Consider the following 14,840-nt stretch of genomic DNA (forward strand, 5'->3'; position numbering starts at 1 on the left):
CAACTAATAGCATTTCATTGCAAAACCATTTTTGCTTTGTAATGCTGTCTCTTCAAAATTTTTAAATTTCTTTTAAACCTTTTTAAGCCAAGGTGGCGTCTTAGATAATAACAATGAAGCAAAACGCCAAACTGGGTAAAAACCCGATAAAGGAATAACGTCATGTTAATCGATGCCAAACAGGCATTTTCGAATACGAATAAAGACGAGCAAACAGATGACCTAGTATACAGAGTACAACAAGGTGATCAGGCTGCGTTTGCCCAGCTTTACCGTCAGCATGAAAAACCTGTATTTGCGTTATGTTTGAGGCTGCTAGCAGATCAACAGCATGCAGAAGATGTCACGCAAGAAGTATTCGTACAGTTGTGGCATAAAATTTCTCAGTTTCAGGGGCAGTCAAAGTTTTCTACTTGGTTGCATAGTGTAACGAGCAATATTGCCATTAGTTATTTACGCAAACATAAAAACTGGCTGCAAAAAGTTGTGAGCTTTGAACAAAGCGGCATGGATGAACAAAGCCTAGCCATGTGTAATGGGTTAAACGGGCTAGACAAGCTAATTTTGCGTTTGCCTGAGCGTGCGCGCTTGGTGTTTGTACTTCATGCAGTTGAAGGCTATCGCCATGAAGAAATAGGCAATATGTTGGGCATGGCTGTAGGCTCAAGTAAGTCGCAATATCATCGCGCAAGACAATTATTACAAGAGTGGTACGAGCATGAGTAAAGTCAACTTTGACGACTTCTTAAAAGAAGAGCTAGCAAAACCAAGTGAAGTAGCGCCTAGTCGCGACTTATGGCCTGGTATTGAGCGAGCAATTGCTGAACCAGCTAAAAGCAGTGTCAATGATAAACAGTATTGGCCCAAAGTAACCGGGATTGCAGCGTGTTTTATTGCGGGCTTATTAGCATGGAATGTGAGTGTAATGCGTCCCGAACAAAATACGATGAGAGATTTAAGTGCACTATTCGAACAGCAAAAACAAGCATTACTCGTACAGTACGAAGCACAGCCAGCTTTAACAAATGACTGGCAGCAACAACTTGATGAACTAGAGCAGGCCGAGCAAGCTGTGAAGCTTGCCTTACAAAACGACCCAGAAAATGCCGCGCTGCTGAAAATGCTCGCGCAGGTTTATCAGCAGCAATTAGATTTAATCAACCGTGTACATGCACCAAGTTGGCAACAAATTTAGGAGAAGAAAGATGAAAAAACTATTAACAGGACTGCTATTTTTCCCAATTGCTTGTTTTGCCGGTGAAGCCATCGATAAGCAAATCTCAGTCCCCGCCAATGGCAAGATTGTAATTGAAAACCAACGCGGTGAAGTAGACATTAAATCTTGGGACAAGTCAGAATTTAAGGTTACGGGCTCACTCGATGATATTGCTAAAGGTTATAAACTTGAGAACAATGGCTCTGTCACCGAGTTTATTGTTGAAATGCCAAAGCGTTATAAAGGTTGGAACAAAGGCGATGGCTCTAAACTGACCATTTACATGCCAAAAAACAGTGAGTTGAGCTTTGAAGGCATAAATGTGAATATCTCTGCGACTGAATTATTAGCTGGTGCACGTATTAAAACGGTTAACGGTGACATCAAAGCGACGCAGCTAGAAGGCAAAGTAAGCCTAGAAACGGTGAATGGCAATGTAGACGCAAACAAGTTATCGGGTGACTTACGCTTTGAAACGGTTAACGGTGACATCAATGATATGAACTCTAAAGGTGAGTTGCGCTTCAATGCCGTGAATGGTGATATTGAAAGTGACACCGAAGCAACAGATATTCGTCTTGAAAACGTTAACGGTGAAGTAGACTTCAAAGTGGCCTCTTTAAGGGACTTGCGTCTAAATACAGTGAACGGCGAGATTAAGGTGCAAGTTAAAGCCCTTCAGTCAAATGCACGTATTAATATGGATACTGTAAGTGGTGATGTTCGCTTGTATTTCCCGAGCGACGTGTCAGCTCGCTTTGATATTGATGCACACTCTGGTGGTCGTATTATCAATGAATTGAGTAGCGATAAAGTAAAGAAAGCCAAGTATGGCCCGTCACGTGAATTAGAGTTTATTCTCAATGGCGGTGATGCAGATGTTGAAATTGATACGGTCAGTGGTCGTATTGAATTAAAGAAAAACTAAGCGAATATACTCAGTGAGAAAAGGCCTCCTAGTGAGGCCTTTTCTAATTTTAGTGTTACCTTAATTAGAGAAAGTCGCTTTACGCTTTTAAGTTGCTTCGCTAGGGGCTAAAATACTCCTCTTAATTCTTTCAGATTGTGTAGTGCCATGGCTAAACCAGATCATCAAGTCGATACCCTCAAAGTTCCTCCTCATTCCATCGAAGCCGAGCAGTCAGTGCTTGGTGGTTTAATGCTTGATAATCAGGCGTTTGACCGTGTTGCTGAGTTGGTTGTATCGCAAGACTTTTACACTCGCACGCATAAATTAATTTTTGAAGCGATGGAAAAGCTGGTTGAGCAAAGTCAACCCATCGACTTAATCACTATTTCTGAAAGCCTAGAAAAGAATAATCAACTGAGTGCGGTGGGTGGTTTTGCCTACTTAGCTGAAATTGCTAAAAACACGCCAAGTGCTGCTAACATCGATGCTTATGCCTCGATTGTACGTGAGCGTGCGGTTGTTCGTGAGATGATTACGGTTGCGAATGAAATTGCCGAAGCGGGCTTTAATCCTGAAGGGCGTGATAGCCATGAATTACTCGATTTAGCTGAAAGTAAAGTATTTAAAATTGCAGAGCAGCGCTCAAAGAGCACTGAAGGCCCACAAAGTATTCACTCAATCTTAGAAAAAACAGTCGATAAGATTGAAGAGCTTTATCAGTCACCGCAGGATGGTGTAACAGGGGTGAGTTCTGGCTATAACGACTTAGACCAAATGACAGCTGGTTTACAGCCGTCAGATTTAATCATTGTAGCGGCGCGTCCTTCAATGGGTAAAACCACCTTTGCGATGAACTTGGCTGAGCATGCCGCAATGACGCAAGACAAGCCTGTACTGATTTACTCACTAGAGATGCCCTCAGAACAGATCATGATGAGGATGCTGGCTTCCTTAGGCCGAATTAACCAGACTAAGGTACGTACAGGTCAGTTAGATGACGAAGATTGGGCGCGTTTATCGTCAACCATGGGTCTATTGATGGAAAAAGGCAAGATGTATATTGATGATGCATCAGGTCTAACACCAACCGATGTGCGCTCTCGTGCACGCCGTATTGCTCGTGACCACGGCGGTATCAGCATGATCATGGTCGACTATTTGCAGTTAATGCGTGTACCAAGCTTGTCAGATAATCGTACCCTTGAAATTGCCGAAATTTCTCGTTCATTAAAAGCGCTAGCAAAGGAGTTACAATGCCCGGTTATCGCGCTGTCTCAGCTTAACCGTACCCTAGAGCAACGTGCCGACAAACGCCCAGTAAACTCTGACTTACGTGAATCGGGTTCAATCGAGCAGGATGCCGACTTAATCATGTTCATCTATCGTGATGAAGTGTATAACGAAGACAGCCCAGATAAAGGCGTGGCAGAAATAATCATAGGTAAACAGCGTAATGGTCCAATTGGTAAGGTTAGGTTAACCTTCCAGGGGCAATTCTCTCGGTTTGACAATTACGCAGGCCCTGCATTTGATGATGAGTATTAAGCACTAGCAGCTTAATACTTTTGCAGGTCGCACACGAGAGGCTGTATGAGATTAGCAACCGCAGAAATTAACTTAACCGCGCTGGAACAAAACCTCGCACGCATTAAAAAAATTGCCCCAAATAGCAAAGTGATGGCAGTATTAAAAGCCAATGCATATGGGCATGGCTTGGTGACGATTGCACAGCATTTGCAGGGGGCAGATGCATTTGCTGTGGCCAGAATCGATGAAGCCTTGGCACTTCGAGCTGGTGGCCTTACCAAACCCATTGTCTTATTAGAAGGTTTCTTTGAAGCGAGTGATTTACCTATTTTACTGGCGAATAACTTCGAAACCATCATTCATGACGAGCATCAATTAACTGCACTAGAGCAGGCAAATTTAGATGCACCGATTGCCACTTGGCTTAAAATAGATACCGGCATGCATCGTTTAGGGATCGAGCCTGAACAGCTAGAGCAATTTTATACTCGCCTTAAAGCCACTCAAAATGCTAAGGATGACGTACGTTTAATGACGCACTTCCCCTGTGCTGACGATACTAATAACGAAAAAACGCTTTCTCAGATCCAACATTTTTCCAAATTAGTTGGCAACAAAGTCGAACAAACTTGTTTAGCCAATTCTGCGGGCATAATTGCTTGGCCAGATAGTCATGGTGACTGGATAAGACCTGGACTCATGCTATATGGCGTTTCACCTATGCTTGACTCAGTCGGCTCAGAGCATGGTTTATCAGCGGTGATGTCTTTAAAAACTCGTGTGATAGCAAAGCGTGCTATTCCAGCAGGAGAGCGAGTAGGCTATGGTGGTCGTTGGCAGAGTCAAACAGCTACACAACTAGCTGTAGTTGCCATGGGCTACGGTGATGGTTATCCTCGTCATGCGCAAGAAGGCACACCCGTTGTTATTAATGGCAAACGATATGGCATTGTCGGCAGTGTGTCGATGGATATGATCACGGTAGATATTGGCGCAGAAAATGACTCAGTTCAGGTCGGTGACGAAGTTGAAATGTGGGGTGAAAACTTACCAGTAGAAGAAGTGGCACAGTGTGCTAGCACTATTCCTTACGAACTGTTGTGTAATGTCACACCGAGAGTGAGTTACCAATACATAAAGGATAAAAAATAAGCGACCAATGTGCCGCTTATTTTTTGATGTGAAATCAATAAAGTTCGCCAGACAAGGTGGCAATAATACTTCTGCCGCCTGCATAATCTCTATGTTCACCTAAATACACACCTTGCCACGTCCCCAGCATGAGTCGCCCATGACTAATTGGAATGGTGATCTGGCAGCCAAGCGTGCTTGATTTAATGTGTGCAGGCATATCGTCGTCACCTTCATAGTCATGCTTATAATAGGGCTGACGTTCAGGCACAAAATGATTAAAGTGGCTTTCCATGTCCATACGCACGGTCGGATCGGCATTTTCATTGATGGTTAAACTGGCAGACGTGTGCTGCAAGAATAAATGCAAAAGGCCAACTTGATAGTTATGGATCTCAGGAAGTTGTTTGAGAATATCATCGGTAATTAGGTGAAAGCCGCGAGACTTCGCAGCTAGGGTGAATTTAGCTTGCTGCCAACTCATAGCTTATCGAAGCTCACCTCGATATTGGCATTACCGTCAGCTGAAGTAAATGGCATAATAATTTTAGCGCCTTCACACTTATGCGTAATAGTATGACCAGGACCCGACACAACAATCGGTGTTGCCATATCAAAGTCATAGCCTTTTTCACCGAGTAAATTTTTTGCACCGCCAGTGACCATATTAGTGATTTCGCCCACCATATCTGTCACTTCTTCATTAATTGCATCTGGGCGCTCGCCAAGCATGCGCTCCATGATTGTTAGTGCTAGTTGCTCATCAAAGGTAATAGAAAAAGAACCCTTAGTCTGTGGGCCTACCATGCCGATCAAGCCCGAAACATCACCTTGCGCAACTTCACCTTTTTTGATTTTTGGTTTACCAGGTGTCAGCTCTGTTTGAGCCATGGTTGCTAAGACATTTATTAATGATGATAAAAAAGGGTTTATGAACTCTACTTTCATGTGCTGTTCCCTTGATTCTTAATTATTCAGTTCTAGGTTAAGTGTAGTGGTTTAATTGCATAACTGCACTTAGTCTTTACACTTTTCACACTTGCCATGTGCTTCTATTGTTTGGTTACTTACCTGAAAGCCTCGCTCAGACGCTAAGTTATTCAGTTCATGCGAAATTAAACTTGAATGAAGCTCGTCAACATGCCCACAATCATCACAGATCAGCAACTGTACAGGATGAATATGGTCGAAATGATGACACAGCATAAATGCATTGGTGCTTTCAATTTTATGGATAAAACCAAGCTCAGATAAAAAGTCTAAAGCGCGATAAATCGTTGCTGGCTTAGCACCAGGCTCAGAGACTTTTAATTCTTCTAAAAGATCATAGGCACCCACGCCGCCTTGCTTAGCAGCAAGTAGACGGAAGACTTTCTCACGGATCGCCGTAAAACGTGCGCCACGGTTATCACAGACTTGTTTTGCTTTATCGACTAATTGTTCAACATTCATACTTTAAAATCCTTACACTGCCAAACAATACTATCACATTCTTTAAAATAGTCTTGTTTTCGTGATGATTTATTCCGATATCTCAGCATGTTTAATCATCTTGAAGTGGTGACAAGAGGGCAAATAAAAACTTAAAGTGTTATTTCACAGTGGGCAAACTCTCAGCCTGCCAAGCATTCATATCACCGCTTAAGTGTAAAAGGTTAAATCCATCTTTAGACAGCGTACGTTCAAAGATCCCCGCTCTACGACCTGAACGGCAATATACAACAAGCGTTTTTTGTTTTAGTGAATTGAGTAAATCTTGGTGCTGTTCGATCTTATTAAAAGGAATGTTAATAGCTCCTTTTACATGTCCCGCTGCAAATTCTTCAGGGCTTCTGACATCGATAATTTGATGTGGTGTTGCAGACATTTGATTAATAAGCAGTGCCTGTTGAGATATTTGCTCAGTTTTACCTAAAGCAACGAAACTACATAACAGTATTGAAAGTAGTAGAAAAAAGCGCATAGTTATCTCCTATTCATATATTGAGTAATCATACATATAAAATGAAGAAAAGGTTTAGAAATTCAAGAAGAAAATCTTGCAAAATAGGCGACTTAAAGGGAAATACATTGGAAATTAGAAAGCCCAGTTCTTATGTGAGAGCTGGGCTAAAGTATGAAATGAAATTACTTCTTCGCTGGGAAGATGCTGATTTCAACACGTCTGTTACAAGTGCGGCCAGCTTTGGTGCTGTTATCGCAAATAGGTAGAGACTCGCCCAGACCTTCAGTGAATAAACGATTTGCAGCAACCTTTTGGCTTTGTAGGTATGCCTTTACTGAGTTCGCACGCTTTTCAGAGAGAGCTTTATTTAAAGACTCGCTACCTGAGCTGTCAGTATGACCTTCGATTAATAGCTGCGTATCAGGGTACTCAACAAGTACTTTCGCAACACCATCTAGTGTCTGATAAATTGAAGTGCTTAATTTGTCTGAGCCAGAATCAAAGCCGATACCGTTTTGCATAATTAATACGAGTTTATCTTCACCCACTCTTTTAACTTGAACGCCAGAGTTCATTAACTCTTCGCGAAGTGCAGCTTCTTGCTTATCAAAGTAATAGCCAACACCTGCACCGATCGCACCACCGGTAGTTGCACCAATTAGCGCACGTTTTCTGCGATCATCAGCATCTTTACCGGTCGCTAAACCTACGATGGCACCCGATACTACGCCAATAATGGCGCCTTTTGTTGCTGAGTTTGTTTCGGCCTCACCCGTAGTCGCATTTTGACGCTGCGACATTTGACAACCTGAAACTAAAATTAATGCACTGAGTGCTACTGCTAATTTTTTCACGTAATTTTCTCGACTTGATGTTTTGGTTAAAATAAACGCATAGAGTTAGAAATGAGCTAGTGCCTAGATACTAGACTTTAAGCCATTAAAAACGTGTATATTGTAATATGAGTAATGAGTTTAAAAAGCTATGATTATAAAAAGATGAATTTGAATGAAGTATGAACACGGAAGTAAATGGTGGCCCCACCTTAGCTAAAAAGTAATATAGATCAATGATTTAAGGAGTCTCCGGGCTTTCCTAACCCCACGTTTTAGCGGCTTTGAGCCGCGTTGTTCCACCTTTTTTAATCTTCAACCAGTGGAACAAAGGTGAAACATGCCTGAATTAACAAGATCATTCACAGACCAATTAGTTAGTAATTTACCTGTTAAAAAGCACATTCAGATCTACACAGACCGTCATCACTCACATTTAAAGTTGCAAGTACGACCATCGGGCAGAAAGAGCTATTATTTCAGAGCTAAGTGTCATGGTAAAGATATTAAACGTAAGCTTGGTGAAGTAGGCCAAATAACCCTCTCAATGGCAAAGGTTCTTGCAGATAAAACATTACGCGAGTTAAGGCAAAGTAATGGTGAGTTTGAAGTACAACAGCAACATGCGCCAAGTAAGTACGTTACTATAAATGACGTGTTTGAACTGTATAAGTTGCACGAGTTAGATTATCGAAAAACCGTAGCAGGTCGAACTCATGCTTTGGAAGTCGCATATAACACTCATGTGAAAAGTCAAATAGGGGGTTGCTTCATCTCCGAAGTATCTAAAAAGTTTGCTCGGACTTTTCTTAAAGAAACAGAAGCTAAAGGGTACAGTGCTCACAATAAAGTAGTAAGTGTACTAAAGGCCGCTTTTAACTATGTAATCGACTATGAAGAGCAGCTTGGTATATCAACGAATCCCTTTGACAGAATAAAGAAAATGCAGGGTGTCGCTCGCAATCGCTACCTTACCTATGAAGAGGCTGGACGTTTATTAGATGCATTAAAAACAGTTGCCGATCAAGATGTAGCCGATATATATCGTGTTGCTTTATTCACAGGTGCAAGGCTTTCGAATGTAAAGTCTATGAAGTGGACTGACTTAAACCTCTCATCTGCAATTTGGCTCATCCCTGCGACGCTGACTAAAACTCGCCAACATTATGAAATTCCACTTCATCAAGCTGTACTAGATATATTGAGCACTAGACAGGTTCGTTGTGGTGAAGGGCTATTTGTTTTTCCTGCTCGTAACAAGTCTAAATATGGTTATATAACAGGTGGTGACAAGGTTTGGAAAGAAGCGATAACACGAGCGGGTTTATATCATGAAAACCCTAATATTCGGCCTCGCCCACATGACCTAAGACGCACTTTTGCAACTTGGCAAATACAAAGTGGGGCTGACATTAGTGTAGTATCAAAAGCACTGTGCCATACATCGCTGAAGCATACGATTATCTATGCCCATACTAATGTGGATCAGGTGAGGAGTGCGATAGATGGTGCTTTTGTGAAACTTGATTTTGATTAACGTCAAGTTTTCAGTGAAGACTAGTTACTCAAAGTATTTTCTTAAGGTTTTGACTTTGTTATTATTATTTTATCTTTCAGCGTTAAAAGGGAATTTGAGTTGATAGCATCAATTATAAAATACAACCTTTTCTTTTTGTTCTTTTTAATATCTTTCTTTTCAAATGCTTCAAGTGTGACTGTAATTTCTAGTGATACTACTTGGACTGTTGCAAACTCCCCATATGCAAATTTAGGTGAAGTACAAATAGCTTCAGGAGTTACTCTCACTGTTGAAGCCGGAGTGACAATATCTAATACTAAAATACTTTCTTGGGGAAACTTGAACATAGAAGGCAGTGAAATTAAGCCTGTAGTTATTAGAGATTCAAATTTGGGTGTGAAAAAGGAATCTGAATCTAACTATGGTCATTTAAATATTGACCATGCATACATAACTACTAGTAAGCTGTATAACAGTTCTCCATCAACTAGTAACGCCGCAGGCCAGTTTACATTAACTAACTCAACTATAACCAATAGCGAATATGTTTATTTATGGTATCCAACTGCGAATAGTCTGATTGAAGGCAATGCTTTCATTAACACTGGCGGTATTTCCATTGGGGTTAGTAATGGTGTGGAAGTAAATGTTAGAAATAATTTCTTTTTCAACCAAACAGGCGACCCTTATGATACTACAGGTTATGCTATTCAATCTTGGGCGGATTATGATGATTCAAAAGTTATTGTTGAATTCAATAACTTTATTTCAACAGACCGAGTAGCAGTAAAATTAAAGTACGATGCTGACTCTGTTATAGCCACGAACAATTTCTGGGGCACAACTGCTCCTGATATTATTGAGCAAATGATTCATGATAGAAACGATACGCTTGAACTAAAAGGTTTTATAGAGTTCACACCTTTTCTAGATTCACCTCACCCTGAGGCTCGTAATGCATTTATTACAGATTTAGATTCAGATGGTATCTCAGATTTTGATGAAATTTTCAATGGAACTGATCTATTCAATCCAGACACAGATAAAGATGGTGTGATTGATGGGGAAGATGCTTTCCCTAGAAGTAAAGAAGCTTCCTTAGATAAGGATAATGACGGAAAGCCTGATGTATTTCACGATTCATGTGATATTGAATGCTTGGAGAATACTTGGTTAACACTTGACTATGACATAAATAACGATGGCTTTTTAGATATATACGAAGAAAGTGGCTCGATACCACTAGTTATCTTAGAGCCATTAAAAGCCTATGCTTTTAGTGGAAGAATCATTGCTCAGAGCGGCACTTTATTTGAAGTAAGGCAATTGGACTTTGAGGGAGAAGAGCTAAAAGGTCAGATAACTTTTGCTGATGAGTATTTAGATGAAGGGCACGTAGCTGGAACTGATATTATTTCTTCAATAAAAGTTGGAGAGTATACTTTATACTCACCAATTGATCTTGCTGCGGTTGGATATTATCAGAATGGTTTAAGTGTTCATTTACCGCCTGGAGGTGCTTTAGCTTTTCGAAAGAACAAAAGTTTATACTATTCAGGGGGTGGAGACCTTGCAATAAATATAAAGGGTAATGAAGGAAACCTTTCTGTTAATTTACATGATAAAACTCCACCTAATGCTATTTTAAACCTTCAAGGTCAATTTGATTCAGTGATTGAAGATTTTGACAGTGACCATGACTTAATAATCGATTCAATTGATATTGATGATGACAATGATGGTTTCATCGATGAAGTTGATGCTTTCCCCACGAATCCAGCAGCTTATCTTGATACAGATAATGATGGCTTACCAAATGAGTTTAACCAACATTGTAACGAACAGTGCATTGCAAATTCAGGTTTAACATTAGACCTTGATGATGATAATGATGGTTATACTGATGAAGACGAGCGAGTGAATGGTACTGACAGTTTAGACACAAGTTCAAAGCCAGCAGACTTTGACGGTGACTTCATTTCAGACTTAATGGATAGCGATGATGATAATGATGGTATTGAAGATACATCAGATGCTTTCCAATTCAACGCAGCGGCAGCGGTAGATACAGATGCTGATGGCATGCCAGATGACTTCCTAGCAAGCTGTAAAGAACAGTGCATTGCAAACTCAGGTTTAACATTAGACCTTGATGATGATAATGATGGCTACAGTGATGAAGATGAACGAGCGAATGGTACTGATACTATTAATGCTAATTCAATCCCACTTGATACAGATGGAGATTTTATATCTGACTTACTGGATAGAGATGACGACAACGATGGTGTTGAAGATGAAAAAGATGCATTTCCGCTAGACGCCTCGGAAACCAGTGACCTTGATGGTGATGGTATTGGAGATAATTCTGATCTCGATATTGATGGTGATGGTGTATCAAATGACAAAGATGCATTCCCATTTGACCCCATATCTGAAGCAAAAGATAAAAATAGAAATGGTCTTGATGATGAAGTTGAACAAGAGCAGGAATTATTAGCTGTAATTACCGAGCTAAGTAGACTTCAAATATCAGAAAATGCAACCGCTTCTATGACGAATATAGAGCCGTTTATTCAGAAAGCTCTGGAGAGTGTAATGGAGTCGAAAGGGATTACTGGAATTTCACTTTTAAAAGTGGAAGAAGGCTCTTTACGAACTTCAGGTATACATAATGTTGTATTTGAATTGAGTAATGCTAATGGTGTTGTAGCAAAAGCAACATTTGAATTAAGCATCAACCCTCTAATATCGATTGCTGATAGAAAGGTCATCTCAGAAGGAAGAGAATCAAAAGTTACAATTCACCTATCAGGTAAATCTATTACATACCCTGTGAATATAAGTTATGAATTAGTTGACTCAGCTGGAAGCAATAACATCATTAGTGATGTAGTTAGCATCACAGACGGCAACATAAGTGAGGAAATTCAATTACCAGAATTGTTTGAAGGAGATTACTCTCTACGCTTGCTTCATGTAGATGAAGATAATGCTGTATTGAGTGATAACAATAAGCAAATGCTTATTTCAGTAAAGGGTAATACAGCTCCTGTAATTACTTCGATGCTGACTCAAAATAGTAAAGTAATAAACTTAATACATCTGAATGCTGAAAGTGTTTATCTGGAATTAGATGTGTTCGACTTACAAAAAGATGATACTCATAAGTTAAGCCTTACTTTGAATGAGAAAGAGCTATTCCAAGGTAGCTTAGAATCTTATGAACCTATGATGCTAGATGTTTCTGGGTTAGGTGTAGGTGTACATAAGATAACTTCAGAGTTAATTGAATCGAACACTAAAGATAGCTTCAAAAGCTCAGATACTTTCTATTTCAATGTTGTTAACGAGCTACCTGAATTGTCGAGTGAGGATTCAGATGGGGATGGTATAGCAGATAGCCAAGAAGGTTTTACTGATTCGGATAGAGATGGTATCGCTGATTATTTGGATGATTCGAGCTTAAAGCCTAATGAGCAGTTAATTGGCGATAGGGTAATAGAGGTTTCTGAAGGACTGCGCATTACCTTAGGTGAGACGGCTCAGAAAGTTAAGCTCAATGAAGCTAGAGATGTAACACTCTCTATTGATGAATATGAAGATTCACTTGGCTATCAATTACAAGCTGAAGCTACCATTGGCTATGCTCTACCTATAATCGACTTTGAAATTTTAGATCTTGAAATTGGCGCGGTTGCAGAACTAATTATACCTTTAGCAAAACCCCTTATAGGTAATGAAGTTTATTTAAAACTAAAAGAAGGCGGGGAATTAGTCGCATTTGATACCAGTGATGGAAGTAGTATTACGACTTCAAAATCCGTTAATAATAGTTGTTCAGAGATTGACTCTAGTTCTTGGAACGTTGGAATTGTTGCTGGAAATGACTGTATAAAGCTAAGTATCGTTGATGGTGGACTTAACGATGATGATGGTCAAGCTAATGGTAAAATTGTCGATCCAGCTGTGTTAGCGATTTTAAATTCTGCTCCAGAAATTGCTTTGATTGAGTTTCTTGAGGTCGATGAAAGTCAAAAGGTTACGATTTCAGCAGAAGCGAGTGACTTTGACAACCATGAACTTTCCTATAGATGGAAGGTTATAAGTGGGCAAAATATCTCGCTTGAAGGTGACACTTCTATGACTATTAGCTTTGTTGCACCGAGCATTGTTACTGGAAGTGAAAATATAAAACTCGAACTAGTAGTGTCCGATGGTTACTCTGAAGTTACTAGCTCAGTTGTATTAAAAGTTAATGATGTTCCAGTTCAGAACACTGCACCTAAGCTTGAGGTGAGGCAGGAAGTAAACAGTGTTGAAGAAGGGCAAAATATTAAGTTTATTATCGCTACTTCAGACAATGATGGTGATGAGTTAGAGATTAGCTTAAGTCAGCTTAAAGGCTCAAAGACTATTACGTTTGGCGATGTGCCTTTAAATGGTGAGTTGAGTGTATTAGCTCCTGAGGTTAACTCTGATGAAGACTATGCACTTGAGTTTATAGTCTCAGATGGCAACCAGTCAGTCACCAAAGTTGTTACGTTTAAGGTTATGAATAAACAAGATAGTAGCTCATCAAATACGCCATCTAGCACTGAGGCAACAAGTGATTTAGGCGGAGGTGGCAGTATGGCTCATTGGTTATTCTTAATGGTTGCTATAGGGCTTTATAGAAGACGTTTTAAACATTTTTGATATAAAGAAATGGTGAGGCGAGATGTCTCACCTTTTCAAAAAGAAGAACTTGTCCATTTCTGTTTTTGAACCAAACTCAAAAGCCAATAAGTCTTCATTATTAGCGCCATGACGACTTTTGGGTTTTCTGACATTCACCACCGTTTTATGTTCATTACTTGCCTTTTTGTCTTTCACGGCAATAAGAACGTTATCAATAGCTCTAGCAATTTCTGAGTGGCCTCGGTAGTTGCGAGAGTCTTTGTCTGTATGATGCAGTACCAACACCGCTTTGTTTTGTTCTCGGAGTTCATCTAGACAGTCGTTATAAAAGTTCCAATCGTTCTGGATTAGCTCTTCAGCGCTACGGTAAAGTGATGACAGATTGTCGAGTATGACGACTTTCGCTGCTTTAATGTCGGGTTGTAGTTACGTAAAACCGCTGGGCTTTGTGAGATCGGGCATTCCACTTTTAAAAGAGCGCTTATGGATAATTTTTAAAAACCCTTTTTCAGGTTGCTTACCAAGGAAACCAAATATGAGTTTGAATCGCTGTTGGATTTGATAGGGGCTTAGTTCAGAGTCAACATAAAGCACTGGCTCTGGCGGTACTGCGGGCATTCCTAAGAATGAACTGCCAGTTGCAACACATGCGGCTGCGAATTGTGATACATAGGTTTTCGCGCCGCCTGCTAGAGCAGCTAACATGGTTGCTTCACCAGCAATCAAGATGTTCGGTATGATCACTTGTGGAGGTTGTATATCTGTTGATAGTAATTTGTTGATACATAACCCGACTTGCTCATCTAAAAGTAAGTCGGTAGTTGCAAAGGCATTAAAATCTAATTCTAGTTGGCTCATTTCTATTCCTTAATTTAATAACAGGTTTGAGCCAATAACTAAGATTGCTTGTGGCGAAATTGTGTGAGTTTATCTGCACATTCTCAAAGTGAAGAGAATTTCCCTAGCTGCAACTTACCTAAAAAGGCAGCCCCCCTTTAAGGGGGCTGCCTTTTTAGGTAAGTATAGCCAGAATGGATAATGAAGCTCATTGGGCAAAGCCCAATGAAATAAAAAGACTT

At 40.2% G+C, this 14,840-nt stretch carries 14 protein-coding genes; 7 read left to right on the forward strand and 7 right to left on the reverse strand.

Annotated elements, in window-relative coordinates:
• The first annotated feature begins 162 nt into the window (after window positions 1–162).
• The 5 genes from AAEU28_RS17175 (at window position 163) to alr (ending at window position 4,805) form a co-directional block, all read left to right on the forward strand.
• Entirely contained in the window at window positions 163–726 is a 564-nt protein-coding gene (locus AAEU28_RS17175) for an RNA polymerase sigma factor (protein WP_421965213.1), read from the forward strand.
• The gene (locus AAEU28_RS17180; protein WP_421965214.1) at window positions 719–1,195 is read left to right on the forward strand and encodes a hypothetical protein; all 477 of its coding nucleotides are present in this window, start codon (window positions 719–721) and stop codon (window positions 1,193–1,195) included. Before AAEU28_RS17175 ends, AAEU28_RS17180 begins: the two co-directional genes overlap by 8 nt.
• Before the next feature lie 10 nt (window positions 1,196–1,205).
• A complete protein-coding gene (locus tag AAEU28_RS17185; protein WP_421965215.1) occupies window positions 1,206–2,144 on the forward strand; it encodes a DUF4097 family beta strand repeat-containing protein in 939 nt (312 codons plus the stop codon).
• A 147-nt stretch (window positions 2,145–2,291) separates the two neighbouring features.
• Entirely contained in the window at window positions 2,292–3,671 is a 1,380-nt protein-coding gene (gene dnaB / locus AAEU28_RS17190; RefSeq protein WP_421965216.1) for a replicative DNA helicase, read from the forward strand.
• Window positions 3,672–3,716: 45 nt separating this feature from the next.
• The gene (gene alr, locus AAEU28_RS17195) at window positions 3,717–4,805 is read left to right on the forward strand and encodes an alanine racemase (protein ID WP_421965217.1); all 1,089 of its coding nucleotides are present in this window, start codon (window positions 3,717–3,719) and stop codon (window positions 4,803–4,805) included.
• Between the two features lie 34 nt (window positions 4,806–4,839).
• Here the strand turns inward: alr and AAEU28_RS17200 are convergent, their stop codons facing one another.
• The 5 genes from AAEU28_RS17200 to AAEU28_RS17220 form a co-directional block, all read right to left on the reverse strand.
• Window positions 4,840–5,268, reverse strand: coding sequence for a secondary thiamine-phosphate synthase enzyme YjbQ (locus AAEU28_RS17200; protein WP_421965218.1), 429 nt, complete (start codon window positions 5,266–5,268; stop codon window positions 4,840–4,842).
• On the reverse strand, window positions 5,265–5,732 hold the full coding sequence (locus tag AAEU28_RS17205; protein ID WP_138481578.1) for a chemotaxis protein CheX: 468 nt from the start codon (window positions 5,730–5,732) through the stop codon (window positions 5,265–5,267). The genes AAEU28_RS17200 and AAEU28_RS17205 overlap by 4 nt, the downstream gene beginning before the upstream one ends.
• Before the next feature lie 69 nt (window positions 5,733–5,801).
• Window positions 5,802–6,236: a transcriptional repressor gene (locus AAEU28_RS17210; RefSeq protein ID WP_058028574.1), complete on the reverse strand. Its 435-nt coding sequence runs from the start codon at window positions 6,234–6,236 to the stop codon at window positions 5,802–5,804.
• A 139-nt stretch (window positions 6,237–6,375) separates the two neighbouring features.
• Window positions 6,376–6,747: a rhodanese-like domain-containing protein gene (locus tag AAEU28_RS17215; RefSeq protein WP_421965219.1), complete on the reverse strand. Its 372-nt coding sequence runs from the start codon at window positions 6,745–6,747 to the stop codon at window positions 6,376–6,378.
• Between the two features lie 164 nt (window positions 6,748–6,911).
• Window positions 6,912–7,583, reverse strand: coding sequence for an OmpA family protein (locus AAEU28_RS17220; RefSeq protein ID WP_421965220.1), 672 nt, complete (start codon window positions 7,581–7,583; stop codon window positions 6,912–6,914).
• 319 nt (window positions 7,584–7,902) lie between these two features.
• Here AAEU28_RS17220 and AAEU28_RS17225 point away from each other — a divergent pair, with 319 nt between their 5' ends.
• A complete protein-coding gene (locus tag AAEU28_RS17225) occupies window positions 7,903–9,099 on the forward strand; it encodes a tyrosine-type recombinase/integrase (protein ID WP_421965221.1) in 1,197 nt (398 codons plus the stop codon).
• A 99-nt stretch (window positions 9,100–9,198) separates the two neighbouring features.
• Window positions 9,199–13,779, forward strand: coding sequence for a choice-of-anchor U domain-containing protein (locus AAEU28_RS17230; protein WP_421965222.1), 4,581 nt, complete (start codon window positions 9,199–9,201; stop codon window positions 13,777–13,779).
• A gap of 27 nt (window positions 13,780–13,806) precedes the next feature.
• Here the strand turns inward: AAEU28_RS17230 and AAEU28_RS17235 are convergent, their stop codons facing one another.
• Both AAEU28_RS17235 and AAEU28_RS17240 read right to left on the reverse strand, forming a co-directional pair.
• Entirely contained in the window at window positions 13,807–14,046 is a 240-nt protein-coding gene (locus AAEU28_RS17235; protein WP_421965223.1) for a hypothetical protein, read from the reverse strand.
• A gap of 141 nt (window positions 14,047–14,187) precedes the next feature.
• The gene (locus tag AAEU28_RS17240) at window positions 14,188–14,619 is read right to left on the reverse strand and encodes an AAA family ATPase (RefSeq protein WP_421965224.1); all 432 of its coding nucleotides are present in this window, start codon (window positions 14,617–14,619) and stop codon (window positions 14,188–14,190) included.
• Window positions 14,620–14,840 lie beyond the last annotated feature (221 nt).

Origin of the sequence: Pseudoalteromonas sp. SS15 (assembly GCF_049257195.1) — a bacterium.
Lineage (GTDB): Bacteria > Pseudomonadota > Gammaproteobacteria > Enterobacterales > Alteromonadaceae > Pseudoalteromonas.